This window comes from Flaviflexus sp. (genome assembly GCF_052087705.1).
GTDB lineage: Bacteria > Actinomycetota > Actinomycetes > Actinomycetales > Actinomycetaceae > Flaviflexus > Flaviflexus ciconiae.
Genome location: NZ_JBQCYC010000002.1, coordinates 110,571 through 136,074, shown reverse-complemented (window position 1 = coordinate 136,074; position 25,504 = coordinate 110,571). Strand labels below are relative to the sequence as shown.

At 59.9% G+C, this 25,504-nt stretch carries 22 protein-coding genes and 1 tRNA gene; 5 read left to right on the top strand and 18 right to left on the bottom strand.

Annotation, left to right across the window (positions count from 1 at the left end):
• Window positions 1-13 precede the first annotated feature (13 nt).
• From ACTHUY_RS01900 to ACTHUY_RS01855, 10 genes are all read right to left on the bottom strand, one after another.
• Window positions 14-2,722 carry an FAD-binding and (Fe-S)-binding domain-containing protein gene (locus ACTHUY_RS01900; protein WP_441677443.1) on the bottom strand — a complete coding sequence of 903 codons (2,709 nt, stop codon included), beginning with the start codon at window positions 2,720-2,722 and terminating at the stop codon, window positions 14-16.
• On the bottom strand, window positions 2,722-3,657 hold the full coding sequence (locus ACTHUY_RS01895) for an N-acetylglucosamine kinase (RefSeq protein ID WP_441677441.1): 936 nt from the start codon (window positions 3,655-3,657) through the stop codon (window positions 2,722-2,724). Before ACTHUY_RS01895 ends, ACTHUY_RS01900 begins: the two co-directional genes overlap by 1 nt.
• Before the next feature lie 67 nt (window positions 3,658-3,724).
• Window positions 3,725-4,606, bottom strand: coding sequence for a MurR/RpiR family transcriptional regulator (locus ACTHUY_RS01890; protein ID WP_206501728.1), 882 nt, complete (start codon window positions 4,604-4,606; stop codon window positions 3,725-3,727).
• Between the two features lie 2 nt (window positions 4,607-4,608).
• Window positions 4,609-5,484, bottom strand: a complete 876-nt coding sequence (locus ACTHUY_RS01885; RefSeq protein ID WP_441655328.1) for an ABC transporter ATP-binding protein — start codon at window positions 5,482-5,484, stop codon at window positions 4,609-4,611.
• Window positions 5,481-6,377 carry an ABC transporter ATP-binding protein gene (locus ACTHUY_RS01880; RefSeq protein ID WP_441655327.1) on the bottom strand — a complete coding sequence of 299 codons (897 nt, stop codon included), beginning with the start codon at window positions 6,375-6,377 and terminating at the stop codon, window positions 5,481-5,483. The genes ACTHUY_RS01885 and ACTHUY_RS01880 overlap by 4 nt, the downstream gene beginning before the upstream one ends.
• Window positions 6,374-7,381, bottom strand: a complete 1,008-nt coding sequence (locus ACTHUY_RS01875; RefSeq protein WP_206501727.1) for an ABC transporter permease — start codon at window positions 7,379-7,381, stop codon at window positions 6,374-6,376. Before ACTHUY_RS01875 ends, ACTHUY_RS01880 begins: the two co-directional genes overlap by 4 nt.
• Complete coding sequence (locus ACTHUY_RS01870) at window positions 7,374-8,369, bottom strand: ABC transporter permease (protein WP_441655326.1); 996 nt, start codon at window positions 8,367-8,369, stop codon at window positions 7,374-7,376. Before ACTHUY_RS01870 ends, ACTHUY_RS01875 begins: the two co-directional genes overlap by 8 nt.
• A gap of 70 nt (window positions 8,370-8,439) precedes the next feature.
• Window positions 8,440-10,134, bottom strand: a complete 1,695-nt coding sequence (locus ACTHUY_RS01865; protein ID WP_441677439.1) for an ABC transporter substrate-binding protein — start codon at window positions 10,132-10,134, stop codon at window positions 8,440-8,442.
• 138 nt (window positions 10,135-10,272) lie between these two features.
• Window positions 10,273-11,448, bottom strand: a complete 1,176-nt coding sequence (locus tag ACTHUY_RS01860) for an exo-beta-N-acetylmuramidase NamZ family protein (RefSeq protein ID WP_126702846.1) — start codon at window positions 11,446-11,448, stop codon at window positions 10,273-10,275.
• Window positions 11,403-13,046, bottom strand: coding sequence for a glycoside hydrolase family 3 protein (locus ACTHUY_RS01855; RefSeq protein ID WP_441677437.1), 1,644 nt, complete (start codon window positions 13,044-13,046; stop codon window positions 11,403-11,405). Before ACTHUY_RS01855 ends, ACTHUY_RS01860 begins: the two co-directional genes overlap by 46 nt.
• A 141-nt stretch (window positions 13,047-13,187) precedes the next feature.
• Here ACTHUY_RS01855 and murQ point away from each other — a divergent pair, with 141 nt between their 5' ends.
• On the top strand, window positions 13,188-14,105 hold the full coding sequence (gene murQ, locus ACTHUY_RS01850; protein WP_441655322.1) for an N-acetylmuramic acid 6-phosphate etherase: 918 nt from the start codon (window positions 13,188-13,190) through the stop codon (window positions 14,103-14,105).
• A gap of 121 nt (window positions 14,106-14,226) precedes the next feature.
• Here murQ and rplL read toward each other — a convergent pair whose 3' ends face one another.
• The 8 genes from rplL to ACTHUY_RS01810 all read right to left on the bottom strand — a co-directional run bounded on the left by rplL (window position 14,227) and on the right by ACTHUY_RS01810 (window position 19,280).
• Entirely contained in the window at window positions 14,227-14,619 is a 393-nt protein-coding gene (gene rplL / locus ACTHUY_RS01845; RefSeq protein ID WP_126702844.1) for a 50S ribosomal protein L7/L12, read from the bottom strand.
• Window positions 14,620-14,672: 53 nt separating this feature from the next.
• The gene (gene rplJ / locus ACTHUY_RS01840; protein WP_126702843.1) at window positions 14,673-15,194 is read right to left on the bottom strand and encodes a 50S ribosomal protein L10; all 522 of its coding nucleotides are present in this window, start codon (window positions 15,192-15,194) and stop codon (window positions 14,673-14,675) included.
• A gap of 251 nt (window positions 15,195-15,445) precedes the next feature.
• Window positions 15,446-16,702 carry a glycosyltransferase family 39 protein gene (locus tag ACTHUY_RS01835; RefSeq protein WP_441677435.1) on the bottom strand — a complete coding sequence of 419 codons (1,257 nt, stop codon included), beginning with the start codon at window positions 16,700-16,702 and terminating at the stop codon, window positions 15,446-15,448.
• Window positions 16,703-16,812: 110 nt separating this feature from the next.
• Entirely contained in the window at window positions 16,813-17,523 is a 711-nt protein-coding gene (gene rplA / locus ACTHUY_RS01830; RefSeq protein ID WP_126702841.1) for a 50S ribosomal protein L1, read from the bottom strand.
• Window positions 17,524-17,615: 92 nt separating this feature from the next.
• Window positions 17,616-18,044 (bottom strand): 50S ribosomal protein L11, encoded by a 429-nt coding sequence (gene rplK, locus ACTHUY_RS01825; RefSeq protein ID WP_126702840.1) that lies wholly within the window; start codon window positions 18,042-18,044, stop codon window positions 17,616-17,618.
• A 64-nt stretch (window positions 18,045-18,108) separates the two neighbouring features.
• A complete protein-coding gene (gene nusG, locus ACTHUY_RS01820) occupies window positions 18,109-18,882 on the bottom strand; it encodes a transcription termination/antitermination protein NusG (protein WP_441654605.1) in 774 nt (257 codons plus the stop codon).
• Window positions 18,883-18,896: 14 nt separating this feature from the next.
• Complete coding sequence (secE, locus tag ACTHUY_RS01815) at window positions 18,897-19,148, bottom strand: preprotein translocase subunit SecE (RefSeq protein ID WP_164719658.1); 252 nt, start codon at window positions 19,146-19,148, stop codon at window positions 18,897-18,899.
• A gap of 56 nt (window positions 19,149-19,204) precedes the next feature.
• Window positions 19,205-19,280: transfer RNA gene (locus ACTHUY_RS01810), tRNA-Trp, on the bottom strand.
• Window positions 19,281-19,760: 480 nt separating this feature from the next.
• Here ACTHUY_RS01810 and ACTHUY_RS01805 point away from each other — a divergent pair.
• The 4 genes from ACTHUY_RS01805 (at window position 19,761) to ACTHUY_RS01790 (ending at window position 25,487) form a co-directional block, all read left to right on the top strand.
• Complete coding sequence (locus ACTHUY_RS01805; protein ID WP_441654604.1) at window positions 19,761-20,972, top strand: pyridoxal phosphate-dependent aminotransferase; 1,212 nt, start codon at window positions 19,761-19,763, stop codon at window positions 20,970-20,972.
• 281 nt (window positions 20,973-21,253) lie between these two features.
• Entirely contained in the window at window positions 21,254-22,675 is a 1,422-nt protein-coding gene (locus ACTHUY_RS01800; RefSeq protein ID WP_441654603.1) for an ATP-binding protein, read from the top strand.
• Complete coding sequence (locus tag ACTHUY_RS01795) at window positions 22,660-23,346, top strand: response regulator transcription factor (RefSeq protein ID WP_441654602.1); 687 nt, start codon at window positions 22,660-22,662, stop codon at window positions 23,344-23,346. The genes ACTHUY_RS01800 and ACTHUY_RS01795 overlap by 16 nt, the downstream gene beginning before the upstream one ends.
• Before the next feature lie 29 nt (window positions 23,347-23,375).
• Window positions 23,376-25,487, top strand: coding sequence for an acyltransferase family protein (locus ACTHUY_RS01790; protein ID WP_441654601.1), 2,112 nt, complete (start codon window positions 23,376-23,378; stop codon window positions 25,485-25,487).
• Window positions 25,488-25,504 lie beyond the last annotated feature (17 nt).

The window sequence follows — 25,504 nt, the reverse complement described above, 5'->3', positions numbered from 1 at the left end:
TTTCACCTCGTCCCTAGTCCAGGGCGCAATCGCGCAGGATCTGAAGGATGTGTCGATAGTGGGCACCTGTCGCACGGGTCATTCCTATCTCGCAGGTTCGATTACATGAGGCATGTGCAGTGCTGCTCAGTTCTGCCACCTCCTGGCTCTGACCAGCCGTGGCCGAAGCCGTGAGCTCCGGGTGCAGCATCCCCCTGTCGCCCGCAAATCCGCAACACTTCCACGCCTCGGGCACCACTGTAGTTTCAGCAACGGCTCGAGCCACCGCTTCGAGGTCCTCATTCAATCCGAGCTGGGTCGATGAGCAGGTGGGATGAAGGGTGATGGAGGACAGGCGGGTACCGACTTCCAGGAGGGGCAGAATCTCGCGCCGAGCGAAGGTGATCGCATCGATGACCTCGATGTCGATCCCTTCCATGTCGTCAACAAGGCGCGCAAATCCCTGCGTGCACGAGGTCGCATCCGATACGAGGGTCACGTTCCCGTTGCCGGTTGCAATGGCCGCCTCGACGATACTCTTCATCGTGTCCTTGCCCCGCCTTGCCCCTTTCGACGACCAGACCGTACCGCAGCACAAGGAGTCGACGTTGTCGGGAATCGATAGCAGGACGCCGACAGCATCGGCCAGCTGTAGCAGAGCATCCTGGACTCCGGGTTCCCCTTCGGGACCAAACATGGAATTGACACAGGCCGGTACGTAGAGGAATCGGGAGGGTGCCTCCCTCTCCCTGCGACGTCTACTCTTCCCTCCCGCCGGCAGATCGGGTTCCCACTGTGGGAGAACATTGGGATCAAGAATGCGGCGACCCGCAGCATTCAACGAACGCGTGGCCTTCTTTAGGGGGCCCGGCAGCACATTTGCAACCGTGAGGCCGGTTGCCGCGACGCGAGTGAATGCACCCCAGTGCCTCGCAGCCACATCCCATCCCCGGTCCGCGATCGGGCTCATTGTTCCCGCGCGCTGGCCCTTCACCAGCTCCCCGGTATCGATACCGAGCGGGCACGCCACAGCGCACATCGAATCCGCCGCACAGGTGTCGACCATGCCGTACTCGTACTCGGCGGGAGCATCGCTGGGATGGAGAGCACCTGTTGCCACGTTTCTCATCGTTGCAATGCGCTGGCGCGGAGTGAGCGTCAGGTCCTCGGATGGGCAGACGGGTTCACAGAACCCACATTCCGTACACCGGTCAAAGGAGGGGTCGACGGCCGTCGATTCCTTAAAGTTCTGCAGATAAATGCGATCGTTGTCGGACAGAATTGCGTCCGGGTTAAGAATGCCGTGGGGATCGATCAGCTTCTTAATATCCCGCATGATCCCATACAGTTCCGGGCCGTATTGGCGTTCGACAAATGGTGCCATGACTCGACCGGTCCCGTGTTCCGCCTTGAGCGTCCCTTCCCGGCTCAGAATGAGGTCAACCATGTCCTCGGTAAAGCGCTCATATTTGTCTCGCGCACGGTCATTCCCGAACGTATCGGTCAACATGAAGTGGATATTTCCGTCCTTGGCATGCCCAAAGATCACGGAATTTTCATATCCGAACTGATCAAAAAGAACCGAGAGTTCCTCGCACGTGTCGGCGAGTTTTGCCATGGGGACGGCCACGTCCTCCAAGAGCGCCGTGCTGCCGCTGGGGCGAGCACCAGCCACCGATGTGTAAAGCCCTTTACGGAAGCTCCATAGAGCGGAGCGGGTTGCTGAATCCGTGGTCGAGTCAATCTTCGAATCAATGGGGAGGTCGCGGAGCACGTGTTGGAAATCCCTGACTCGTTCGGCCAACTCATCGCTCGTCGAGCCTTCGTGCTCGACGAGCAGGGCCGCCTGACCAAACACATCCAGATCACGTACGAGTCCCGGCACACCAGGGATTACCTTCCCTACCGTGAGGGATTGGGCATCCATCAGCTCAATCGCACTTGCCCCTGTGCCCTTTAGAGCTTCCAGCGAGCTCATGGCATCGAATACGGAGGAGAAGACGAGGAGCGCGGTGGAGGCATACGTCTTCTTTTCGACCGTTCGGAACGTTGCAGACCCCACGAATCCCAGCGTGCCTTCGGAGCCAATGAGGAGATGCTCGAGGATTTTGGCCGGAGTCGCGTGATCGAGGAAGGAGTTGAGGCCGTATCCCATCGTGTTTTTCAATGAGAATTGGCGTCGAATGTGGCCCACAAGATCGGGGCGGCTCATAATCCGAGCTCGCAGGTCAAGAAGCCCCGTGCTGATGGCGTTCTCGCGGCTGTGCAGGTGATGGTCAGCATCAGCTGCACCGGTTTCGATCATCGTTCCGGACGGGAGAACCACGGTAAGACTGTCGATCGTCTCGTACGAATTTAATTCTGTTCCGCAGGTCATGCCCGAGGAGTTGTTCGCCACCACGCCCCCGATCGTGGCAGCTCCTTCCGAGGCCGGATCGGGGCCAAGCTTTCGGTGGTATGGGCTGAGGACGGCATTGGTATACCGGAGGGTCGTACCCGGCTGGCAGGTTACTCTTCCACCATCATCGCGCACCTCTACACCGCGAAAGTTCGTTCTTACGTCGACGAGAAGCCCCGCCCCTTGTCCCTGACCCGACAGGCTTGTGCCACCGCCCCGGAAAGTGACAGGCCGCGACGGGTTTGCTTTCAGCAGCGACGCCACGTGCTCGATATTGTCTGCTCGGACAACAGCGTCCGGCACGACGGCAAAGTGAGAGGCATCGTGCGCCAGTGCCTGCCGCATTAGTTCATTGGCCATTGTCCCGTCATCTTTCTCTTCGCCAGTTCCACGGCCCCCTCGACACCATCCAAGCCCATGATGTTGAAGCCTTGACCGCGCAACTTCTCCCGCAGGCCGTTCCCGATCGGGTTGTCACCAGCCGCGATAGAGCCGGTGAGGACTATGTTGGTGGCGTCGTTTCCGGCAGCCGCATGGACAGACTGAACGAGCTCATCAATCGCCTGCGCGACGATCTGCCCAGCAACCTCATCGTCTCGCGCCTGTGCAGTATCAAGGTGCATGGACAGCGCGGCAACGCGGTTCGGGGGCTGTTTGTAGAAATTCCCAATCCAGTCGTGCGGGCTGACCCCATCAAGGACGAGACCCTCAAGCACGGTCGCCGGGCCACGGTCCGTGGCAGAATCCAAAGCGGCTCGAGCCACCGCCATCCCCAGCCATGCGCCGGCACCACGATCGCCGAGGATGTAGCCGTAGCCGTCAATGATCCGGTCGACAGCGATGCCCCGAATCGTGGCGGCTACTGCCCCGGTGCCCGCCACCAGGATGACACCGTCTGCCGGAACTTCCACCCCGGGCTGCGCCAGTGCGGACCAGTAGCCAACAACAAGGTCGGAACACACGGTTGGGGTTCCGGGTAGCCCCACAGATCGCCACGCATCAACGGTGGCCTGCGTCATGGCATCCGGGCCACTGAGAAAGCCTGCGAGACCCGCGACTCCAGCTCGAATACGAGCTCGGTCGCCCTCGGTGATCTTGTCGAGGGCACGGCTGAAAACATCGGTGAGAGACCTATACGGATCGGAGCCGGAGTTCGGGTTGACTCCCCCACCGAATTCCGTTGACACAACGCTGCCGTCGGCCCGCTCAATCCGTACCCGTGAGCGCGTACCCCCGCCGTCTATGCCGAGGACAAGACCATCGTCCAGCTCTGCACTCAATCTCGTAACCCCGCACATCCCGTCACACTCGTTCGCCCTTCACTCTCGCGAACTATGCCGATCATCCTCATGGCTTGTAATGCCTTCTGGATCGGGAATCCTCGATGGCGGCCCTGGTAACCTCCAGGGCCCTAATGGACGCTTCAAAGGTCTGCTGCGCAATCGCAACGAAGAGGCAGTCCACAATCATGAGCTGGGCGAGTCTGGAACCGGTGGCCCCCGACCGGAATGTGGTTTCACGGGCCGCGGTCAGGAGCGTCTTGTCGGCCATCTTCGCCAGCGGGGAATCTGGCGAATTGGTTACGCCCACAGTTGTCGCACCATTGGCCCCTGCAATCCGTAGTGCCTCCAACGTATCGACCGTTGACCCGCTGTGAGAGAACCCGAATGTGACGGTCTTGTCTGTCGCGAGTGCGGCAATCGTGATGGCACGGTGGGGGTCGATCGAGCAGTCTGTCACCAGCCCGATTCGTTCCAGCTTCTGCTCGAAATCCAGCGCAACGAGACCCGAGGCGCCAACGCCGAAGACCTGGATGCGCTCGGCCGCTACGACATCGGCGACGACGGCCGAGAGATCGCTCAGGGAGAGCATCCGGGACGTGTCCTCGACGGACTTCAGGTCCGCGTACGCAATCTTCTTGACGACAGAATTCAGGCTATCGCTGGGGAGAATATCACCCGTATCGCTGTAGACTTCTTCCGCTTGGCTCCGGGCACCTGCCTCGTGGGCGAGTCCGATCCGCAGTTCCGAATATCCCGCAACCCCTACCTCTCGGCAGAACCTCACGACCGTTGTCTCCGAGGTTTTGGCTTCCACAGCAAGCGATCCGATTGACATGGTCGAAACCCGCGAAGGATCGGCAACGATGATCTCCCCGACTCGTCTCATCGCAGGCTGCAGATCGGGAAGCTTCCTCCGGATGACGGCGCTGAGTGGTGCTGCGGTCATGTTCATTGCTCCTCTACGAGTGTTTCCACCGTGTCCAGGGCGGAGTCCGAGCCAGACCGAGCCAGTTCTTCTCGGACACTTGCCCGGAGCTTACCGTAGTTGGCAGGAGATGGCGCCGCGGCGAGCAGCTTCTTCGTGTAGTCGTGTTGCGGATTGAGGATGACCTCGTCGGATGGCCCCTGCTCGACGATGTTTCCGCGATAGAGGACGATGATTTCATCGGAGAAGTGCCGTGCCGTCGCAAGATCGTGGGTGATGTAGAGAACCCCGAGATTGTCCTCCCTCTGGAGCCGTGCCAGCAGGTTCAGTACGGAGAGCCGAATCGACACGTCGAGCATGGAGACCGGCTCGTCCGCCACCAGGTACTTCGCACCGGGGGCAAGCGCGCGGGCGATAACCACGCGCTGGCGTTGACCACCCGATAGCTCGTGGGGTTTACGGTGCGCATAGGTTTCCGGGGGTGTGAGGTTCACACGTGAGAGGAGCTCATTCACCTGCTCCGCTACTTCGTCCTTCGACCGTGCGCGACCGTGGATCTTGAGTGGCCGACCGATGTGGTGAGCAATCGTGTGGAAGGGGTTTAGGGAGGCAAACGGATCCTGGTAGACCATTTGAACGAGCTTGAGATAGTCACGGCTCTGGGATCCCCGGACATCCGAATGCAGGCCCTCGACGGTAATGGAACCCTCGGTAGGTTGTTCGAGCCGCATGATCATCTTCGCGATTGTCGACTTTCCCGAACCAGACTCTCCGACGATTGCAATCGTCTTCCCCGGTTCCAGCGTGAGCGACACGTTGTTCACGGCACGTAGCTTCGAGGATTTCAGGCCCTTCCGGATCCGGAATTCTTTCGACACATTGTCAACAATGAGACTCATCGACCTACCTCCTCGCTCTGCCCCCGGACAAACGCACCTTCGTCCCCGAAGAGTGCGGGGAAGGAACCGAGGAGCTTCTTCGTGTACTCGTGTTGTGGATTCTCGTAGATGCTTTGTGCGGTGTTGAGTTCCACGATTCTGCCCTCCCTCATGATCGCGATCCTGTCCGAAATCTCGAGGAGGAGTGGTAGATCATGGGTGATAAAAATGACCGCGAAATCGAGCTGCTCGCGCAGTTTCATGATCTCTCGGAGAATCTCACGTTGAACGACAACATCGAGGGCCGTCGTCGGCTCATCCATGATCATGACCTGGGGATTGAGGGCGAGCGCCATGGCGATCATGACGCGCTGCCTCATACCGCCAGATAGTTCGTGGGCGAACGCGTTGATTCTCTCGGGGTCCACCCCAACGATTTCCAGGAGCTTCCTGGACGCTTCTTCCTTCGCCTTCTTCGACATGTTCGGCCGATGCGTCTTAAAGACATCGTGGAGCTGGGCGCGCACCGATAGCACCGGGTTGAGGGCGTTCATTGCACCCTGAAATACCATGGATATTTTGTTCCACCGGAAAGCGCGCAGATCATCACCATCGAGCTGCGTCACGGCAATATCGGTTCCATCCCGATCGTGGAACGTGACGTCACCGCTTGTCAGGGTGGCGGGGGGCTTCAGCAGCCGGTTGATACCGTAGGCCAAGGTGGACTTTCCGCATCCGGACTCCCCGGCAAGGCCCAGGATCTCACCTCGATTGAGAACGAGATCGACATTCTGCACGGCCCGAACCGGTGGTTGCACGTGATAGGTAACGGAAATACTCGACGCCGACAGGACCGGGGTGTGAGTGCGCAGGTATTCTTCGTGATCAGCCGTCGTGAGCGGTAGCGTACTCATCGTTTTTGCGCCTTTCGTGTGCGTCGTGCCTGCTTCTTGGCCTTGCGGACTTGCCGCACGGCCTCCGGTGCAAGTTTGAGCTTCGGGTTGATAGTTTCATCGATCGCAAAGTTGATGAGGGACAGGCCGCACCCCAGCATCGCGATCAGCAGCCCTGGCGGCACAAACCACCACCAGGCACCCTGATGGAATGCACTTTGGGTGGAGGCATCATTCAGTATGGTGCCCCACGTGATCGCACCGGAGGGGCCCAGTCCCAGATAGGAAAGACCCGCCTCGGAAAGAACAGCGAGGACCACTGCCGAGAGGAACATCGACGACAAGAGCGGGAGCAGGTTGGGGAGGATCTCCACGAGAATAATCCGGAACGTTGACTCTCCCGATGTCTTCGCCGCCGCCACATAGTCTCGGCTCCGCAATGACTTTGCCTGGAATCTCAGGACAACCGCTGAGCCTGCCCACGAGGTGAAGCCGAGGACAACGGCAATCATCCACATGGAGCGGGTCTCGAGGTAGGTTGCGATGACGACAACGAGCGGCAGGCCCGGAATCACCAGCATGATGTTGGTGGCAAGAGACAGGATCTCGTCGACGATCCCGCCACGGTAGCCCGCGACGATACCGAAGAAGAGGGAGCAGATCACAGCGATGAGGCCGGCTGTCGCACCCACCATGAGGGAACCGGCAGCGCCCTCGGCAAGCTGAGCCAAGAGATCAGCACCAAGGTTGTTCGTGCCGAGGGGGTTTTCTGCCGATGGCGGTGAGGTGACGGGGTTATCGTAGTTGCGCGGGTCCTGGGTGAGGCCCGGCCCGATGATGGCAAAGACGACCACGATCAGGGTCAGGACGATACCAATGCCGAGCTTCACGTCAATCCGACGCCTGCGCTTGCGGGGAGCAACAGTTGCTTCCGTGCGGATCCCCTCCATCCGCTCATCCACCGTTTCTTGGGTGGTCAGATCGAGCGGAGCGTTTGGGAGGTGTTCTTCATGAGAGTTAGACATTGCTACGAGTCCTCGGGTCGACGAATCCATAGACAAGATCCATGATGAAATTGGCGAGCAGGACGGTCACGGTGATGACGAGGAAGACACCCTGCATGAGAGCGAAGTCCTTGTCTTGGACCGCCGTGATGAGGAGTTTTCCGATCCCCGGATAGGAGAACACCTGCTCCATTACGATCGAGCCGGCAACCACGAAGCCCAGCGTGATCCCGAAGCCAGCCAGCGATGGCAGCACTGCGTTTCGTCCCGCGTACCAGAAGAAGATGCGCGACTTCCGCAGGCCCTTGGCCTCGGCTGTGGTCACGTAGTCCTCTGACATGACCGACACCATCATGTTGCGCATGCTCAGCACGTATCCACCAACGGAGGCAACGATGATGGTGATGGCGGGGAGTATGCCGTGATAAATCACGGAAGAAATGAAGCCCCAGGATAACTCTGGCCCGGCATAGAACTCCCGCAGGGAATAGCCTCCGATAATGGGGAACCATCCGAGCGAGACAGAGAATACGGCTACAAAAATGAGGGCGAGCCAGAAATAAGGAAGCGACTGCAGGAGTGTCATGGCGGGGATGAGCGCGTCAGCTGCGCTTCCGCGCTTCCATCCGGCAAAGGCGCCAATAGCCACGCCCATAATGAAGGAGATGATGGTCGTGAGCCCAACGAGCCCCAGCGTCCATGGCAGAGCCGAGCCGATCAGGTCAGTCACCTTGGCGGGAAACATCGAAGACGAGACACCGAGGTCTCCCCGGAAAATGTTGCCCCAGTACTCGACGTATTGATCGAGCATGGACGAGTCGTCTGCACCGAAGATCGTATCGATCGACCGGCGCATCGCCGGGGTAATCTCGCCACCACGGCGCATGATCTTGTCCATGAAGATCGTGCGAGGGTCACCGGGCATAAGCCTGGGCAGCAGAAAGTTCAGCGATACGGCTGCCCACAGCGTGACAACGTAGAAAGTAAGGCGCCTGAGATAGTAATTCATGCGGCGCAGCTCCTTCACATCAGAGAGGTGGGTGGGGAGCACCTACGCACACCCCACCCACCTCTATCAACTACTCGGCGTACTCCAGCGAGGAGAGTACGTAGGCGGCAGATGCGCCATCCCAAGAAGCGGGGAAGACGTACAGGTCGTCTTCACTCGGCCATCCCGTGAAGTTCGTCTGGTTGTAGAAAGTCTGCGAACCAGCGTGGAACAGCGACAGGTACGGCACGTCTTCGACGATGTGACGCTGCACCTCGGCGTAGAGCTCCTTCAGCTCCTCTTCATCATTCGTGGCTGCGGCGGCAGTAATCGCCGCGTCAACCTCGGGATTCGAGTAGCGTGAATAGTTCGTCTGGGTCGGCTCAAGCTGAGTTCCAACCGGCTGCGTGAACTCCGTTGTAAAGGAGTTGCGGTAGATCTGGAACGGATCCGAGGTCGGGGTTCCGAAGAGCGCACCGAGGAAGATCTCGTAGTCACCGGTCATCCGTCGATCGGAGTACTGGTCCTGCGTGATCGTATTGTTGATGAGTTCGATACCGGCATCTTTCGCTTGCGCGGTCATGAGGTCGGCAGCGGCGTTCTGGTCAGACCAGCCCTCAACGGTTTCGATCTTGATCGACAGTCTCTGACCGTCCTTTTCGAAATAGCCGTCCGAGCCCATCGTGTACCCAGCTTCTTCCAGGATCCTCTTGGCCTCCTCCGGCTGAGCATCCTCCGGGTTGAGAGTATCGATACCATCGGCTACCCAGGCGTCATCACGTCCAGGCTGGACGAAGGCCGGCGAACCCAACTGAGCGAGGTTGTAGTATGCCTTTTCGTTGATTTCACCGCGATCGATCGCGACGCTCAGTGCCTGACGCACGGCCTTATCGGTTTGCATGCCCTGACAGCCAAGCTCCGCGTTCGAGCAAATGAGGCCCACGGTGGGGTTCGGGGAGGTCACGTTTAGGTAGCCCAGGTCGGCCGCATTGATGATGGAGTCGGGCTGCGGGGCGAACATGGTCGTGTAGTCGAGTTCCTTCGACTTCAGCAGAGATTCGGCAGAAGCTGCGCCATCAATACCGAGGTACTGTACTCGGTCGATGGACGGACGCTCCGTGTCCCAGTAGTTCTCGTTTGCCACCATCGTGTATCCAGCATCGGTCGCCGAATCGACCATGAACGGGCCGGTACCGACGGGTGCGTCATCGTTAGCGAAGGTGACGAGGTCGTCCAGGTCGCTGTAGACGTGCTCAGGAACGATGTAGGTGGCACCAAGAAGCGAATATTCGTTTCGGAAAGACGGGATTGTGAAGGTGAACTTCACCGTGTTTCCATCGACTGCTTCCACGGACTCAATGAAGTCCAGCTGCACCGCATCATTGGTGAAGGAGTAAACAACATCGTCGGCGGTGAAGTCCTCGCCATCGTTCCACTTCACTCCCTCGCGGAGGCTGATTTCCAGCTCTGTACCATCGTCATTCCAGGTAGCTTCCTCACCCAGAAGGGGGATCGGGTCCACGTCCTGGATCTTGTTGTACAGGAAGAGCGGCTCGTAAACCCCACCGAGTGCACCATGTAGAGCCGTCGGGGAATACGGGTTGAAGTTGGCAACGATCGGGATATTCGATCCTGCCCACACGGTCAGGGTGGGGCCATCCTTAACCTCACCATTGGTCGAGTCGCCAGTATCGTTACCCGTGTCTCCACAGGCACCAACCAACCCGATCATTGCTACCGCAGCAACGGCGGCAAACCGTCGAAGAGTATTTCGTCGTGATGACATAATTTTCCTTTCGAACTTCTTTGTTCGGCCACAAGCGTCCGAGCGCCCACTCAAATGGTAGGTTTATTACCTTCGAATAATCAAGCAGAAATGTTATTTACTTACAAAGTCGGTTTTAGACGAGCATGGAAGAACTCTTCAGTACAGGAGTTCGCCCATGTTTCCCCGAGTAATGGGTGCCATGACGTCCGACACTTGGCGGGCACCCGGGATGGCCTCCCGAAGAGACGATGCCCCCCACAACTTGTCAATGAAGTGCTGTGCCCCAAGACCGATATCGGGCGGCGTCAGCCACCCAAACCCCTCCCCTAGGTTCGCGGCCAGCATGAGCATCTCAACGCCGGTGCGAACCGGCTCAAAGAGACCTGGATCAAGCACGTGGACCTGGACCCCGACGCACACCTCACCGCGGTGCTTCGAGAATGTGGGAACAAACCGTGCCTCGCGAAACGCCACTCCCGGCAAGCCAAGGGCGTTGAGGGAGGCGGCGTAGCTCGCCGTGAGCCACGGCGCCCCCACGATCTCGAATGGTCGGGTCGTCCCACGCCCCTCGGACAGGGTGGTGCCCTCGAAGAGAGCAGTGCCGGGGTACACGAGCGCCGTATCCGTCGTGGGGAGATTCGGGGAAGGCATCACCCACGGCAGCCCGGTGTCCGCCCACGTCATGGACCGGCCCCACCCCTCCATCCGAATAACCGACGGCAATTGAATCCCGGCGCTCCGCGCAGCGTGCTGGGCGAGCTCACCGAGGGTCAGTCCGTGCCGAATCGGGACATCCAACCTGCCCACAAGGCTGGCAAAGTCCGGCTCGAGGCCCGGACCTTCTCTCGTCACCCCGTTGAGCGGGTTGGGGCGATCGAGGACATAGAAGGGGATTCCGGCCTGGATAGACGCGGTCATGACATCGATGACGGTCGCGGCATAGGTGTAGTACCGCGTCCCCACATCCTGAATATCGGCAATGACAGCATCCACACGCATCTCACGGAGAGCGTTGGCAATATCCGAGCTCTCGGCGGCGTACACATCGATGATGGGCAGGCCCGTTGCAGAATCTGTCGCATCCTGTTCCGTGAAGCCTGCCTGCGCCGTTCCATGCAAGCCGTGCTCGGGCGCGAGAAGGGCACGGAGTTGTCCCGTCCCATTCAGCGCATTCTTTGCACTCACAAGGTCGGCGGTCACCGCCGTGTCATTCGTCAGGAGCGCCCAGCGCTCTCCCGGCACCAGAGTCGGATCGGCAAGGAGGCGTTCGAGGCCCGTCAGCACCCTCACGATTGCGTCCGGCTCCCAGTCGACGGCACCGGCATCGGACATCTGCCGGTCGGGACCTCATCACCGACAAGCACCCGCCCCGCGGCCCGAACCGCACTGCCGTTGTCCCCGTAGGTGTACAGGAGAGGCACACCCGAGGGCACCGCGACCCCATCGTGCGGAGAGCGGATGGCAACCACTGTCACGCTAATTCCCGCACCGACAAGCCCGTCAATCACCCCGGCAACGTCGACGCCATCCTTCCACGCATCACGAAGAATGAGCACCGCCTGGCTGACATTGAGATCGGGGTTGCTCCACGGTCCTCCCTCGGCTTCACTACCGCCCCACAGCACCTCCCGCACATCGTGTCCAGCACCTTCCAGCATGCCCTTCAGGACCTCACCGGGGTTCACCCCGCGTTTTTGCGGATCAATGCCCGGGTGTGCGATGAGCACCGACGCCGGCTGCTCGAGTGGGAAAAAGACCTCGGCATCACGAACGGTGAGCGATGCTCGAGCAACTCGCTCCGCGATTTCTTTGTGACGTTCGGACGAAAAGACATCAAGGCCGGGAATGTCACTGTCGTCGAGTCCCACCTTGAGTTTCAAGCGGAGGATCCGCCGAGCGGACTCGCGCAGGCGCTCACGATCGAGCCTCCCATTACGTACCGCGTCCAGCACCGCGGCGTATGCGCTGTGTAGATCACTCGGCATGAGGACCTGATCGACTCCCGCCAGGAGCGCCGACACGCATGCCTCGGCGGGGCCTTCCGGTCTGGCCGCGCCACCCATGTCCATGGCATCGGTCACGATAACGCCATCAAAGCCCAGATCCTCGCGCAGCACCCCCTGCACAATCGGCTTCGAGAATGTCGCAGCGTTATCCGGGTCAAGGGCGGGAAAGATCACGTGGCCGAGCATGACCGCCTCGGCACCCGAGCGGATTGCCGCTTCAAACGGCATCCGTTCGGTCCTGTCCCACTCTTCTCGGGATACGGGAATCGACGGAAGATCAAAGTGCGCATCCACCCGCGCGCTCCCGTAGCCGGGAAAGTGCTTGAGGGTTGACGCAAGTCCGTTCGCCCCTTGGGCTTTTACGAAGGTCGACACATATTCCGCCGAAACACGCGGATCGGACCCAGTGGTCCGAATATTCACGCCGGGATTATCTGCCACCATCATCACGTCGGCCACGGGTGCGAGGTTCTGATGAATACCCACCGCCCTCAATTGCTCCGCAGTCACCCTCCCCACCTCTGCGCAGAGGTCGCGGTCCCCGGTTGCCACGAGGGCCATTGCCCCGGGCATGTGAACCGCACCCACCCGCACGCGAGCGACGGTGCCATTTTCCTGGTCGGTCGAAATCAGTAGCGGCACATCGGCTGCCGTCTGCAGGTCGAGCATGGTGGTGCGAATGTTTTCGACGGGCTCATGGTCCCCACCGGGTGGGAAGTAAATAACCGCACCAAGTTTGTACTGATCGATCATGTCCCGCAGCTCCGCATGGAGTTCCTCGGCACTCGCCCCGTCAGCGGAGCCAAACCCCATGACATTCTGCGCGGCATGCCTGCCGCTCGCCACGCAAAACAGTTGCCCTACGAGCTTTTCGTCGCTCCACTCATCCACGCTTTCGAGCGCAGACCGCACTGTCGTCGCCATTTCGTTCCTCAAATCTTTTTGGTATCGAGCAATAATCCTGGACCAAACACGTAACATGTAAGATACTTTCGTAATACACTTCATTTTGGTCAGTTACCTACAACGATAAAGGGCCGGCTCCCAATCAACAAGAACGGAGACATGATGACCGACCATTCATTGCGAGCTCACACACGGACTACCGAGACCATCGACCCCGCCTACTCGAACCTGGACACCTTATCGCCCACGGAGATCGCCACGGCGATGAATGGGGCCGAATCGCTTGTCACGCTCGCAATCGACAAGGCAATACCTGCGATCGGCCAGGCAATCGACGCAATTGTCACGGGGATGACGTCGGGCGGTCGGCTCATCTACATCGGTTCAGGAACGTCCGGACGGCTCGGGGTTCTCGACGCGTCTGAATGCCCACCAACTTTTTCCTCCCACCCCGATGACATCATCGGAATTATTGCCGGGGGCGATGATGCCCTGCGCACTGCCATTGAGGGGGCCGAGGACGACGCCGACGCAGGGGCGCAAGATCTCCTCGCCCATTCAATCACCAATCGTGACGTCGTCGTCGGCATCACAGCGTCGGGGCGCACGCCCTACGTTCTGGGTGCGGTCCAGGCCGCACAGCGGGCCGGAGCCACGACTGTTGGCATCTCCAACAACGACGGCTCCAAGCTGGGCTCCCTGGTCGATATTCCCATCGAGGTTCCCGTCGGCCCGGAAGTCCTCGCGGGATCAACCAGGCTCAAGGCTGGTTCAGCGCAAAAGCGCGTGCTCAACATTCTGACCACCGCCACCATGGTCAAGCTGGGAAAGACATACGGCAATCTCATGGTCGATGTCTCCCCGACCAACGAGAAGCTGCGTGAACGCGCAATCAACCTCGTCACTCGCATCACCGGAGCTAGCGAGGAAACTGCGCTGGAGACACTCGTGGTAGCACAGTGGCGAGTCAAGGTCGCAGCCACAATGCTCACCCATTCCATCAGCCCCGCAATGGCCGAACAAGTCCTCGCAGGGAAAGACGGCAGGCTTCGGCTCGCACTGGCCGACACCAAGTAGTCAGCACACTCCACGAGCCCATCTCCACAACCCAAATACTCGTCTCCACGACCCACACAAAAGTGCCGGGGAAGGATTACCTTTCCCGGCACTTTCAAGTGTGACTCAATGAGTCAACAAGTTACTTGAGCTCAACCTTGGCGCCAGCGGCCTCGAGGGCCTCCTTGGCCTTGTCAGCGGCCTCCTTGTCGACACCCTCAAGGACAGCCTTGGGAGCGGAGTCAACGAGGTCCTTGGCTTCCTTGAGGCCGAGCGACGTGAGTGCACGGACCTCCTTAATGACCTGGACCTTCTTGTCGCCGATCTCTGCGAGGATGACGTCGAAGTCCGACTTCTCTTCCTCAGCAGCAGCCTCGCCACCAGCGGCGGGAGCGCCACCGGCTGCAACAGCAGCAACCGGAGCAGCAGCGGTAACTTCAAATTCCTCTTCGAACTTCTTGACGAAGTCGTTGAGCTCTACGAGGGTGAGCTCCTTGAAAGCCTCAATGAGCTCTTCGGGGGTGAGCTTAGCCATGCTAGCCTTCCTTCCTTCCTGCTACGCGAGCAGATTGTGTTTATGCCGCCAACTTAGGCAGCGGATTCCTGCTTCTCGCGCAGGGCATCGACGGTGCGCACGGTCTTGGTGACCGGCGCCTGGAGAACGTAAGCAGCCTTGAACAGCGATGCCTTGAGGGCACCTGCAGCCTTGGCGAGCAGTACTTCGCGCGACTCGAGGTTCGCAAGCTTGGCGACATCCTCTGCGGGGATGATTGCCCCTTCGAGAACACCGTTCTTAATAACAAGCTTTTCGTTGTCCTTAGCGAAGTCACGAAGCGCCTTAGCAACGACAGAGATGTCGCCCTTGACGAAGGCAATAGCGGTGGGACCAACGAGTTCTTCGTCGAGGCCCTCAACGCCGGCTTCCTTCGCGGCAATCTTCGTGAGCGTGTTCTTCGCGACCTTGTACTCGGCGTTGTCGCCCATTGCGCGCCGAAGGTCCTTCAGCTGCTCAACGGTCAGACCGCGGTACTCGGTCAGGAGCGCACCGCTCGACTCACGGAACAGGTCCGCAAGTTCAGCGATTGCTTCGCTCTTATCCGGCCTTGCCATAGGGCCTCCTTCCACTTGTGCCGCCTGGCCACAATTCATAAAAAATGCCCCGTGCAGGCGGCACGGGGCATGAAAGCTCTATACTCACCTGCGCTGGCTTCTTTACGAATTTCACCCCGTCTGGCTCACGGGTGACCGGCGGTCTTCGGCACATACCAGATTACGAGATCAGGCCCAATCTGCCAAGCGGATGGACCGAAGTGTGCGCGAGGACTCAGCCAGCCTTGCCACGGGTCCGATTTGATGTCGAATTATGGCAGAAGTGGGGACAGGAGAAGCACCGCATAGCCTGCCATACCAGCCGCGGGAAGGACCCAGCGTACAGTGTCTTTCTGCTGCGCCAGAGCCGCGATAAAAGCGACGTAGAGGGGCACGGCCGTGATCGCATATCGGCCGGGAACGACGCGGAAGTAGGCGATCACGGAAGCTATTTCGCGGGCCTGCACGATGAGACCGGTGAGGATCGGGAGCAGGACGACGAGGATACCCAGGTAGCGGAGCGCTCCTGTGCGCTTAATTGCGCAGTAGATCCCGACCGGAACGACGATCAGGAAGGCCGCAAAGAGCAGCCAGCTCCATCCCTCCAGTAGCCAGGAGTTGAGACTCGGGTCGAGGTACCAGTCGCGGGAGGGTCTCGTGAGCCCCCAGGGGGCTCCCGCACCCACGATCGTGTTGATGACAGCAAGGGTGTCCCCTGCAGTGAACGGATCGGTCGATAACCCGGTGATTGAGGGAACGTAGTCCTCGGGGCGACGCCCATTCTGGAATACGGTCCACGCCACGTACGACAGCATCGTCCCAAGTGCGATGGCAAAGCCGGGCTTGAGAGCGCCGCGCTGATCCTTCTGGAACAGCCCCATAAGAATGGCTAGTCCGCCCACGGCGAGAACCGCAACGACGGACATTGTTCTCGTTAACGATATTCCCGCCGCTATGAGGAACGGCGGTATCCAGCCGTAGTTGCCGTGCTTAACGACTCTCGCCGCAAGCCAGACAGCAGCGGCTCCCGCCATCATGCTCACCGCATCGTTGTGAACAATCACGGACGACAGTGCGAGTGCTGGCACGCTCATGGCAATGAGCGTGGCTCCGGCACTGTTTCTCTTACCAATGCCCCAGCACCGAATGGCGCCATAAAGTGCGGCTACTCCCACGGCACCAAACAGTGCGGATGCGAAGCGCGCACCGTCGGTGAAGTCAATGCCCACGGTATCGGCTATCTTGCCGACTCCGGCCGCGAAAGCGAAGTAGAGGGGCGGGTGGAAGGTGTTGTAATTTTCGCCTTCGAGCGGCCAGTCGGTAACGGGACGCTCTGTGACCTCATCGCACGGTGGCGGGGTCTCCCCGCGAATATCTCCATCCATGCCCCGACACGACCACGTCTCAAGGGTGTACGGGCTCAGATTGTCGCCCTGGACGGGCAGTTCCCCGATCGAGATCCGGTAGGCGTAGTCAACGTACGTCCATTCACCAATGTTGGACAGGGCGGGGGCCGCTAAGGCGGCCACGGTTGACCAGATAATCGAGAGCAACGCGAGGATTCCGGCGATGCCCCAATCGGGTAAACGCCAGCCCCCGACCTGACGGTCGGGGGCTGGCGTTGGTGAACTGACCAGGGTCAGTCCTCTTCGTTCAGTCCACGGGTCTTGGTGGCATCAAGCGGGATGCCGGGGCCCATGGTGGTCGAGACGGTTGCCTTCGAAATGTAGCGGCCCTTCGAGGAGGACGGCTTGAGACGAAGGATCTCCTCCTGAGCTGCTGCGTAGTTGTCGACGAGCTGCTCGGCGGTGAAGGAGGTCTTGCCGACGATGAAGGCGAGGTTGCCGTGCTTGTCGACGCGGAACTCGATGCGTCCACCCTTGATGTCGTTAACAGCCTTCGCTACGTCCATCGTGACCGTGCCGGTCTTCGGGTTGGGCATGAGGCCACGGGGGCCGAGCACGCGGCCGAGGCGGCCGACCTTGCCCATGAGATCCGGGGTTGCGACAGCCGAGTCGAAGTCGGTCCAGCCAGCTGCGACCTTCTCGATAAGCTCGTCGCCGCCGACCTCGTCAGCGCCAGCGTCGATTGCCTGCTGTGCACGCTCGCCGGTGGCGAAAACGATAACGCGGGCAGTCTTACCTGTGCCGTGGGGCAGGTTGACGGTGCCGCGGACCATCTGGTCCGCCTTGCGGGGGTCAACGCCGAGACGGAACATGACCTCGACGGTGGCGTCGAACTTAACGGTCGACGTCTCCTTGGCGAGCTCGAAGGCCTTCTTCGGGTGGTAAACTTCGCCGGCGTGGATCTTCTCCGCCGACCTCTTGTAGTTCTTTGAGCGCTTTGCCATTGCTGCTTTTCTCCTTAGCAGTTGTGGTTAGCGGACCTGCGCAGGCCCTTCCACATTCCGCGGTTGCGGATTTCTAGTTCTGTGGTTGTCGATTACTCGACCGTGATGCCCATGGAGCGGGCGGTGCCTGCGACGATGGCGGATGCTGCCTCAATGTCATTGGCATTAAGGTCGGGCATCTTCATCTCGGCGATTTCGCGCACCTGGTCCTTGGTCAGCTTGCCGACCTTGACGGTGTGCGGGGTGGCCGAAGCCTTCTTGACGCCAGCAGCCTTCTTAATGAGCTCTGCTGCGGGCGGGGTCTTCGTGATGAACGTGAACGAGCGGTCCTCGTACACGGTGATCTCGACAGGGATGACGTTTCCACGCTGGGATTCTGTCGCGGCGTTGTAGGCCTTGCAGAACTCCATGATGTTGACGCCGTGCTGACCGAGAGCCGGACCGATGGGCGGTGCCGGGGTAGCTGCGCCAGCCTGAATCTGGAGCTTGATCAGGCCAGCAACCTTCTTCTTGGGAGGCATGATGATCCTTATTTCTTGAGTGTTGACGGAACCCAATGGCAGAGGGGTCCGCCCTGGTTTCCTTCTAGTCGGCCTTCTTGACCTGACCGAAGGACAGATCGACCGGGGTTTCCTGGCCGACAAGTGTCATGAGCACCGTGAGGCGCTGGTTTGCTGCGTCGACCGCATCGATCGTGGCCGGCATACCGACCCACGGCTCGGTGGTAAGGATGACGTTCTCGCCAACCTCGAACTCGACGGAGACAACGGCGGGCTGGCCCTTCGTGGGCTTGCCCTGAGAGCGGAGCTCCTGAGCAACCTCGGCCTCAACAACCGGGGTAAGCATTTTGATGACCTCGGGCTCGGTGAGAGCGACCGGGTCGCGGCCGTTACCGACAAAGCCGGTGACGCCCTGAGTTTCCTGCACGGTACGCCAGGCCTCGTTGTCCATGTTCATGCGAACAAGGGCATATCCGGGCATGCGGACGCGGGTGACGAGCTTGCGCTCGCCGCGCTTCACCTCGAAGACCTCTTCCATCGGCACCTCGACCTGGAAGATGTACTCCTCCATGTTCATCGACTTGGTGCGGATCTCGAGGTTCTGCTTGACGCGCTTCTCGTAACCGGCGTACGTGTGGAGCACGTACCAGCGGCCGGGAAGGCCCTTGAGGCGCTTACGGATCGCGGCGGGTGAGGTCGGATCCTCGACCGGGGTCTCAGTCTCGTCCGCTTCAGCGGCGGTCTCCTGAGTTTCCTCGACCTGATTCTCCTCAGTAGGAGCTTCCGTGGCAGCGTCTTCCGCCGGGGTCTCGACAGCGTCCGAGATCTCCTCGGAATTCATCGACTCGTCCTGCGACACGATTTCCTACTTTCCTAGCCGAAGATCAAAAATGCTAGCCGTGCAAAGACAACGTCCAGCAGGCCTACAAAAGCCATGATAATGAGCACGAACACGATGACCGTGACGAACAGGGTTCCCAGTTCCTTACGGGTCGGGGTGACGACCTTCTTCATCTCGCCAATGATCTGGCGGAAGAACAGCTTGATGCGCGCCACTAGACCGAGCTTCTTCTCGGATTTGGGCGAGCGCGAGGCGTCTCCGGCCTGGGTTGATGCGTCGCTCACGCGCATGTCCTTCCTTTGTTGGGATAAAGAAAGCGGCTCCGAAGAACCGCCTTCTCTGGCAGGGCAGGAGGGACTCGAACCCACAACCGCCGGTTTTGGAGACCGGTGCGCTACCAATTGCGCCACTGCCCTACGACTGAGAAAGCCTTGTCTATTATGCCCGCCCGAGCGGTTAATAGCCAGTGAACGTTCTCACGCCTTTGCCAACATTAATACCCTGAAGTCTCGAAGTCGAACCGGGTGGCGCCAGGGTGGTGAGCATCACGGGCTACATCCCACTGACATCGTTCGGCCGCACCTTCCTTAGTGATGGAGTACGGCGATCTCGCGATCGACCACAGTATCGCGCATCGTTCGATAGCAGTACCCCTGACAGCGCGGGAGCGGAGCTCCTCGTCACGCCGCAGTGGACGCCGCCGGCAGAATTCACCCGGCCCTAGAGGTTCCAGCTATCCCCCAACATGCGTCGATAGCTTCCGACACCCCGGAGCCTGCCGTTCACCACTCTCCGGCATCGCCTTTCTGGTGGTCATTGTTCCATCCTGGTAGAAACCTGTGTCCATAGAGTAATAGGGCGCAGACATGCGGGGGAAGACGTGAAAAGATTACCGGGTGAGTACAAATACACCTGCGCGCCGCGTATCCGCGCGGCTTGGCGCACTTCAAGAATCTGCAACCCTTGCCGTCGACGCTAAGGCCAAGGCCCTGAAGGCCGCCGGACGCCCGGTTATTGGCTTCGGTGCCGGCGAGCCCGACTTCCCCACGCCCGATCATATTGTCGAGGCCGCTATCACCGCGGCTCGCGACCCGAAGAATCACCGCTACTCCCCCGCGAAGGGACAGCCGGCACTTCGCCAGGCGATCGCGGAGAAGACGCGCCGCGATTCCGGTGTTGAGGTTGACCCGAACAACATCATCGTGACGAATGGTGGCAAGCAGGCCGTCTTCGAGTCTTTCGCCGCGCTCCTTGACGAGGGCGACGAGGTTATTCTCCCCGCCCCGTACTGGACCACCTACCCCGAGGCTATCCGTCTAGCCGGTGGCGTTCCCGTTGAGGTGTTCGCCGGAGCCGACCAGGAATACAAGGTCACCGTCGAGCAGCTGGAAGCGGCCCGCACGGAGAAAACGAAGGTTCTGCTGTTCTGCTCGCCTTCGAACCCAACCGGTGCTCTCTATTCAAAGGAGCAGACGAAGGCGATTGGCGAGTGGGCTCTCGAGCACGGCGTCTGGATCATTACCGATGAGATCTACGAGCACCTGACCTACGACGGCCTGGAGAACTCGTACATTCTTGCCGAGGTTCCCGAGCTCGCAAATCAGACGCTTGTTCTTAACGGCGTTGCCAAGACATACGCGATGACGGGGTGGCGGGTTGGCTGGATGTACGGCCCTGCCGACATCATTAAGGCCGCCACGAACATGCAGTCTCATATGACCTCGAACGTCGCAAACGTCAGCCAGGCAGCCGCCCTCCAGGCTCTCACCGGCGACCAGGCTTCCGTTGCCGAGTTCCGCGAGGCCTTTGACCGTCGCCGCCAGCTTATCGTTGCCGAGTTGCGCAAGGTCGATGGCTTCGAGGTCCCCACCCCGCAGGGTGCGTTTTACGCTTACCCGTCCGTGGAGAAGGTGCTTGGGCGAGAGATCGCCGGGCGCGTCCCGACCACGTCTTCCGAGCTTGCCGAGATCATCCTCGAAGAGGCCGAGGTCGCTGTTGTTCCCGGTGAGGCCTTCGGTCCCTCCGGCTATCTCCGCCTGTCGTACGCGATGGCGGACGAGGATATTCTCGAGGGCGTCCAGCGCATCCAGAAGCTACTCAACAACTAGTTAAATGAATTCTTCCCGGTCATTTTGTGCCGGCGCGAGATTCGAGAGCGGGCGGCACGTGCCGCCCGCTCTTCGTTACCCGAACTCTTGCTTCCATCAGTCTCGTTCGTTTCCCTGCCCGCAGTCGTTTCTTCCTCCCTCGCTCGGTTATCTGTCGACATTGTGCTTTTTCTCCGCAATATTGGTGTTTCTCATCTATCCCTCATAATTTTCCTTGATAATCAGGGCTAGGGAGAGTTTCTAATCCCGCCCAACATGTTGTCTGAACAGGAAGGATGTCCATGCGGTTACCGAAGCCCCGCTGGTCGGTGCGCACGCGTATCGTGGCCACCGTTTTCCTTCTGACAACAATGACCCTGACAGTTGTCGGTATTGCCTTTTTCACGGTTCAGCGGAACCAGATCGAGGATCGGATCAATAACCAGCTTCAGATTGCACTCGAAGAGTTCGCAACGGAAGCGGTAGAGGCTTACGAGTCCGATAACTTCAACAACTTAAGCGACCTCTTGCAGGACGTCCTGAGCCACCGGGTGCCCGAGGAATCGGAGGGCATGGTTGGTTACGTCGGGTCTCGGCCCGCGTGGACACAACCGGGTGGGCTCGACATGATCGCCGACGACGAGCTCATGGACACTCTCGATGCTCGCGTTGAAGCGCTCGAGGGGTCACAGGAGGGTGAGGTCCGCACGGTCGCCACGGCAACGTCAACGTACCGCTACGCCCTGATGCCAATCACCCTGGGAGATCTTGGCTCCGGCGCCTATGCCGTTGCCTACGACTTCGATGCGGAACTATCCCAGCTCGTCGACACATTCCAGATCTATCTCATCGCCGCGGTTATCTGTCTCGCCATTCTTCTCGGTGCCTCCTGGCTTATCGCGGGCGAGCTACTGCGCCCCATCAGGGAGCTGCGAGAAACAGCTGAGCAGATCAGGGAAACTGACCTGGATGCTCGCATCGAAGTAGACACCAACGATGACCTGGCCGACATGGCCCGCACCTTCAACACGATGCTGGACCGTATCCAAGCCAGCTTCGACTCCCAGATGCGACTGTTGGATGATGCTGGGCACGAGCTTCGCACCCCGATCACAATTGTCCGCGGTCATCTTGAACTCATGGATGCCGACAATCCCGAAGACGTGAGCTCGGTTCGCGATCTTTCGATTCACGAGCTCGACCGCATGCACCGGCTCGCAGATGACCTCGTTATGCTCGCCAAGGCTGAGCGCCCCGACTTTGTTCAGACCCATCCGGTGGATGCTGGGCCGTTTATTGATCACATTTACGAACTGGTTCAGCAAATCAGTCCCGAACATACGTGGCAGCACGAGTCCCGCATCGAGTCCATTATTGAAATGGACGATCAGCGCATGACGCAGGCAATGGTCCAGCTTGCTGCGAATGCCGTGAAGTTCTCCCCGAAGGGATCGATGATCGGCATTGGAATATCCGTTGGTCGCGAGGCGCGCCTCTGGGTACACGACCGCGGGATCGGCGTCAGTTCTGAGCGCCGGACCAAGATCTTCGAGCGTTTTGGTCGCGCCGATACGACGGTCGAGGGCGCCGGCCTGGGCCTGCCCATCGTTGCCGCAATTGCTCAGTCGCACGGCGGCCGCATCGACCTTGAATCTACCCCCGGGAAGGGATCCACCTTCACCATTGTTATTCCGCACGAGGAGACCCCATGGCCAACATCCTGATCGTTGAAGACGAGGCCGGCATCTCGTCCTTCGTTTCGAAGGGCTTGAAGTCCGCCGGCCACCTGCCCACCGTGGCAAGCACCGGTGAGGACGGTGTCATGCACGGACTATCCGGAGGCTACGATCTCATCATTCTGGATATCGGCCTTCCCGACATTAACGGCTACGAGGTTCTCGAAAGGCTCCGCGGCCAGGGCGTAGCCACTCCCGTTATCATTCTGACCGCTCGGTCCTCCGTTGGTGACACCGTGCAGGGCCTCGAGTCCGGTGCAGACGACTACATGGCGAAGCCATTCCGGTTCGAGGAGCTTCTCGCCCGCGTCCGCCTACGCCTGCGTTCCGAGGCCCCCACCCAGTCAACCACCCAGCTTCAGGTGGGCGAGCTCGTCATGGACCTGCCCAAGCACCAGGTGACTCTGTCTGGCAGAATCATTGACCTGTCATCCCGCGAGTTTTCTCTGCTCGAGGCGTTCATGAACCACCCCGATCAGGTGCTGTCCCGCGAGCAGCTACTCGATCGGGTTTGGGGCTACGATTTCGACCCAAATTCGAACGTCGTTGACGTCTACATTCGCTACCTGCGACGCAAGATCGGCAACGAGTGGATCACGACTGTCCGCAACATGGGGTACCGGCTCAGTGAGCCAGTCAACGAAGGCCGGGGCAGATAGTCACATGCTCCTTTCGGTACCCTTAATGTGTGCCGAAGAGACCCGCCTCGTCGACCCGTGCATTCTCCGACTCTCGCTCATTCAGGCCGGAGCTGCACGGCGTTAGAGGACTCGCAATCCTCCTTGTCGTCCTCTTCCACATCATCGGAGCCGGCAAGGTCTCGGGAGGCATCGATGTCTTCCTCGCCATCACCGGTTTCCTTGCCATCCCAAGCCTCCTTCGTCGCACCGGCAAGACGTGGCGCATCGATCTTACAAAGCGTTTCTCCGGCCTGATCCGCCGCCTCTTCATCCCGCTCCTTCCCGTCCTTGTCGCAGTTGGAGTAGCCGGAATCTTCCTCACTCCCCTGTCTGAACAGCCACAGCTCTACGCCGAGTTGCAGGCAAGTATTTTCTTTTACGAGAACTGGGAGCTCATTAATTCTCAGCTGACCTACGATGCTGCGGGACCGCAAACATCCCCGCTTCAACACATCTGGTCTACCTCTATTCAGGGCCAGTTCCATGTCGCCATGACGTTGCTCGTCATGCTCGTCGCGTTCATCGCAACCAAGGCCGGTCTCACGAAGAAGAGCACCCTCATTGGTGTTCTCCTTATCGTCAGTGCCGCCTCGTTCGGATGGGCAATACACGACACGGCGACCAGCCAGGCCTCCGCCTATTTCTCGACATTCTCCAGGGCCTGGGAACTCACCCTCCCCGGCGTTCTCGGCCTGGTTGTCGGCAACATCAAGCTTGGACCGGCCACCCGCGGAATCATGTCCTGGGTAGGTATTGCACTGATTGTCTCCTGCGGATTCGTGCTGGATGGTGCGGCCCTCTTCCCCGGGCCCGCTGCCCTGTGGCCCGTCCTCGGCGTCTGCCTCGTTCTCACGGCAGGTAAAACCCGCACCCGCTGGGGCGCCGACAGGATGCTTCGCAAGTGGCCGTTCCAGCGCATTGGTGATATTTCGTATTCGCTGTACCTGTGGCACTGGCCAATCCTTATTTACACCTTGGCAGCAACCGATCAAGAGCGCGCCGACACGCAGACCGCAGTCTTCGTGCTCGCACTTTCGCTTGTCGCCGGATACCTGGGTAAGAAGTTCTTCGAAGACGGTGCCGCAAACTGGAAGCTGGCCTTCCCTCACCCGGTCCGGTCGCTGGCCACAGGAACAACCGCTGTCGTTTCTTCCTTCATTCTCGCCTCCGGGGCCCTCGCCTTCAGCGAAGAGGAGCTCGAAGCCACCGTCATTGAGTTCGAAGAATCCCTCGTCAACGCCGACTACCCGGGCGCCGGTGCGATGATGGCTCCGGCCTACATGGTCATTGAGGGCCGCACCCCGGCACCGGAGAAAGACATCCTTAAGGTCGATGTGGGGTGGCAGCGCGAAGCTAACCTCGAGTCCCCCTGCATCCAGCGCAAGGACGGCACCGACCCCACCTCCTGCCAACACCCGGTGGCTGACAGCGGGCCGTTGGTGATCATGGCGGGGTCTTCCCACACCGGCCAATGGTCCGCCGCAATCGGCGAGCTAGCCGAGGAGTACGGGTGGGATCTCGAGCTGTACGAAAAGTCCGGTTGCCTGCTGACAACCGACCCGGAGGACAACGAGGCGGGTATCCAGGTGACACCGAGCTGTGTCGAGTGGAATGAAAACGTCATGGCCACAATCGCCCAGCGGCAACCAGATCTTGTCATTACAACGGGAACTACGAGGCTCGGTACCGAGCCCGAGATGACATCGGAGGGCATGGTTCAGGCCGTCGATCGAATCACCGACATGGGGATCCCCGTCTTCCTGTTCCGCGAAAACCCGGAACAGACCGAAGAGTGGCTCTCCTGTATTCAAGAAGCCAACGGCGATGCGCACACGGAGTGCGGCCAGGACCGCGATGCCTTCTACAGCGCCACCATAGATGAGCAGGGTTACCCGCTGGACCGTCCCACCATCGACATGTTCGACACGTCAGAGTACCTGTGTGACAACAGTGAATGCTACGGAACCGTCGGCAACGTCTACGTTCTCCGGGACGAGAACCACCTGTCCGCCACGTTCGTGAACTCGGCCCGCCCCTTTATCGAGGAACAGATGAGGGCTTCTTACCCAGAGCTCTTCAACCTCCCACTGATGAGCTACGCGGACGAGGGAATAAACTAGCCCTCCCCTCGCCGGAG

What these genes read in the sequence shown, in the direction of transcription:
- ACTHUY_RS01900 (WP_441677443.1), bottom strand. Translation starts at nt 2,722, where the DNA reads ATGCGGCAGGCACTGGCGCACGATGCCTCTCACTTTGCCGTCGTGCCG.
- ACTHUY_RS01890 (WP_206501728.1), bottom strand. Translation starts at nt 4,606, where the DNA reads ATGACCGCAGCACCACTCAGCGCCGTCATCCGGAGGAAGCTTCCCGAT.
- ACTHUY_RS01885 (WP_441655328.1), bottom strand. Translation starts at nt 5,484, where the DNA reads ATGAGTCTCATTGTTGACAATGTGTCGAAAGAATTCCGGATCCGGAAG.
- ACTHUY_RS01880 (WP_441655327.1), bottom strand. Translation starts at nt 6,377, where the DNA reads ATGAGTACGCTACCGCTCACGACGGCTGATCACGAAGAATACCTGCGC.
- ACTHUY_RS01875 (WP_206501727.1), bottom strand. Translation starts at nt 7,381, where the DNA reads ATGTCTAACTCTCATGAAGAACACCTCCCAAACGCTCCGCTCGATCTG.
- ACTHUY_RS01870 (WP_441655326.1), bottom strand. Translation starts at nt 8,369, where the DNA reads ATGAATTACTATCTCAGGCGCCTTACTTTCTACGTTGTCACGCTGTGG.
- ACTHUY_RS01865 (WP_441677439.1), bottom strand. Translation starts at nt 10,134, where the DNA reads ATGTCATCACGACGAAATACTCTTCGACGGTTTGCCGCCGTTGCTGCG.
- ACTHUY_RS01860 (WP_126702846.1), bottom strand. Translation starts at nt 11,448, where the DNA reads ATGTCCGATGCCGGTGCCGTCGACTGGGAGCCGGACGCAATCGTGAGG.
- ACTHUY_RS01855 (WP_441677437.1), bottom strand. Translation starts at nt 13,046, where the DNA reads ATGGCGACGACAGTGCGGTCTGCGCTCGAAAGCGTGGATGAGTGGAGC.
- murQ (WP_441655322.1), top strand. Translation starts at nt 13,188, where the DNA reads ATGATGACCGACCATTCATTGCGAGCTCACACACGGACTACCGAGACC.
- rplL (WP_126702844.1), bottom strand. Translation starts at nt 14,619, where the DNA reads ATGGCTAAGCTCACCCCCGAAGAGCTCATTGAGGCTTTCAAGGAGCTC.
- rplJ (WP_126702843.1), bottom strand. Translation starts at nt 15,194, where the DNA reads ATGGCAAGGCCGGATAAGAGCGAAGCAATCGCTGAACTTGCGGACCTG.
- rplA (WP_126702841.1), bottom strand. Translation starts at nt 17,523, where the DNA reads ATGGCAAAGCGCTCAAAGAACTACAAGAGGTCGGCGGAGAAGATCCAC.
- rplK (WP_126702840.1), bottom strand. Translation starts at nt 18,044, where the DNA reads ATGCCTCCCAAGAAGAAGGTTGCTGGCCTGATCAAGCTCCAGATTCAG.
- ACTHUY_RS01800 (WP_441654603.1), top strand. Translation starts at nt 21,254, where the DNA reads ATGCGGTTACCGAAGCCCCGCTGGTCGGTGCGCACGCGTATCGTGGCC.
- ACTHUY_RS01795 (WP_441654602.1), top strand. Translation starts at nt 22,660, where the DNA reads ATGGCCAACATCCTGATCGTTGAAGACGAGGCCGGCATCTCGTCCTTC.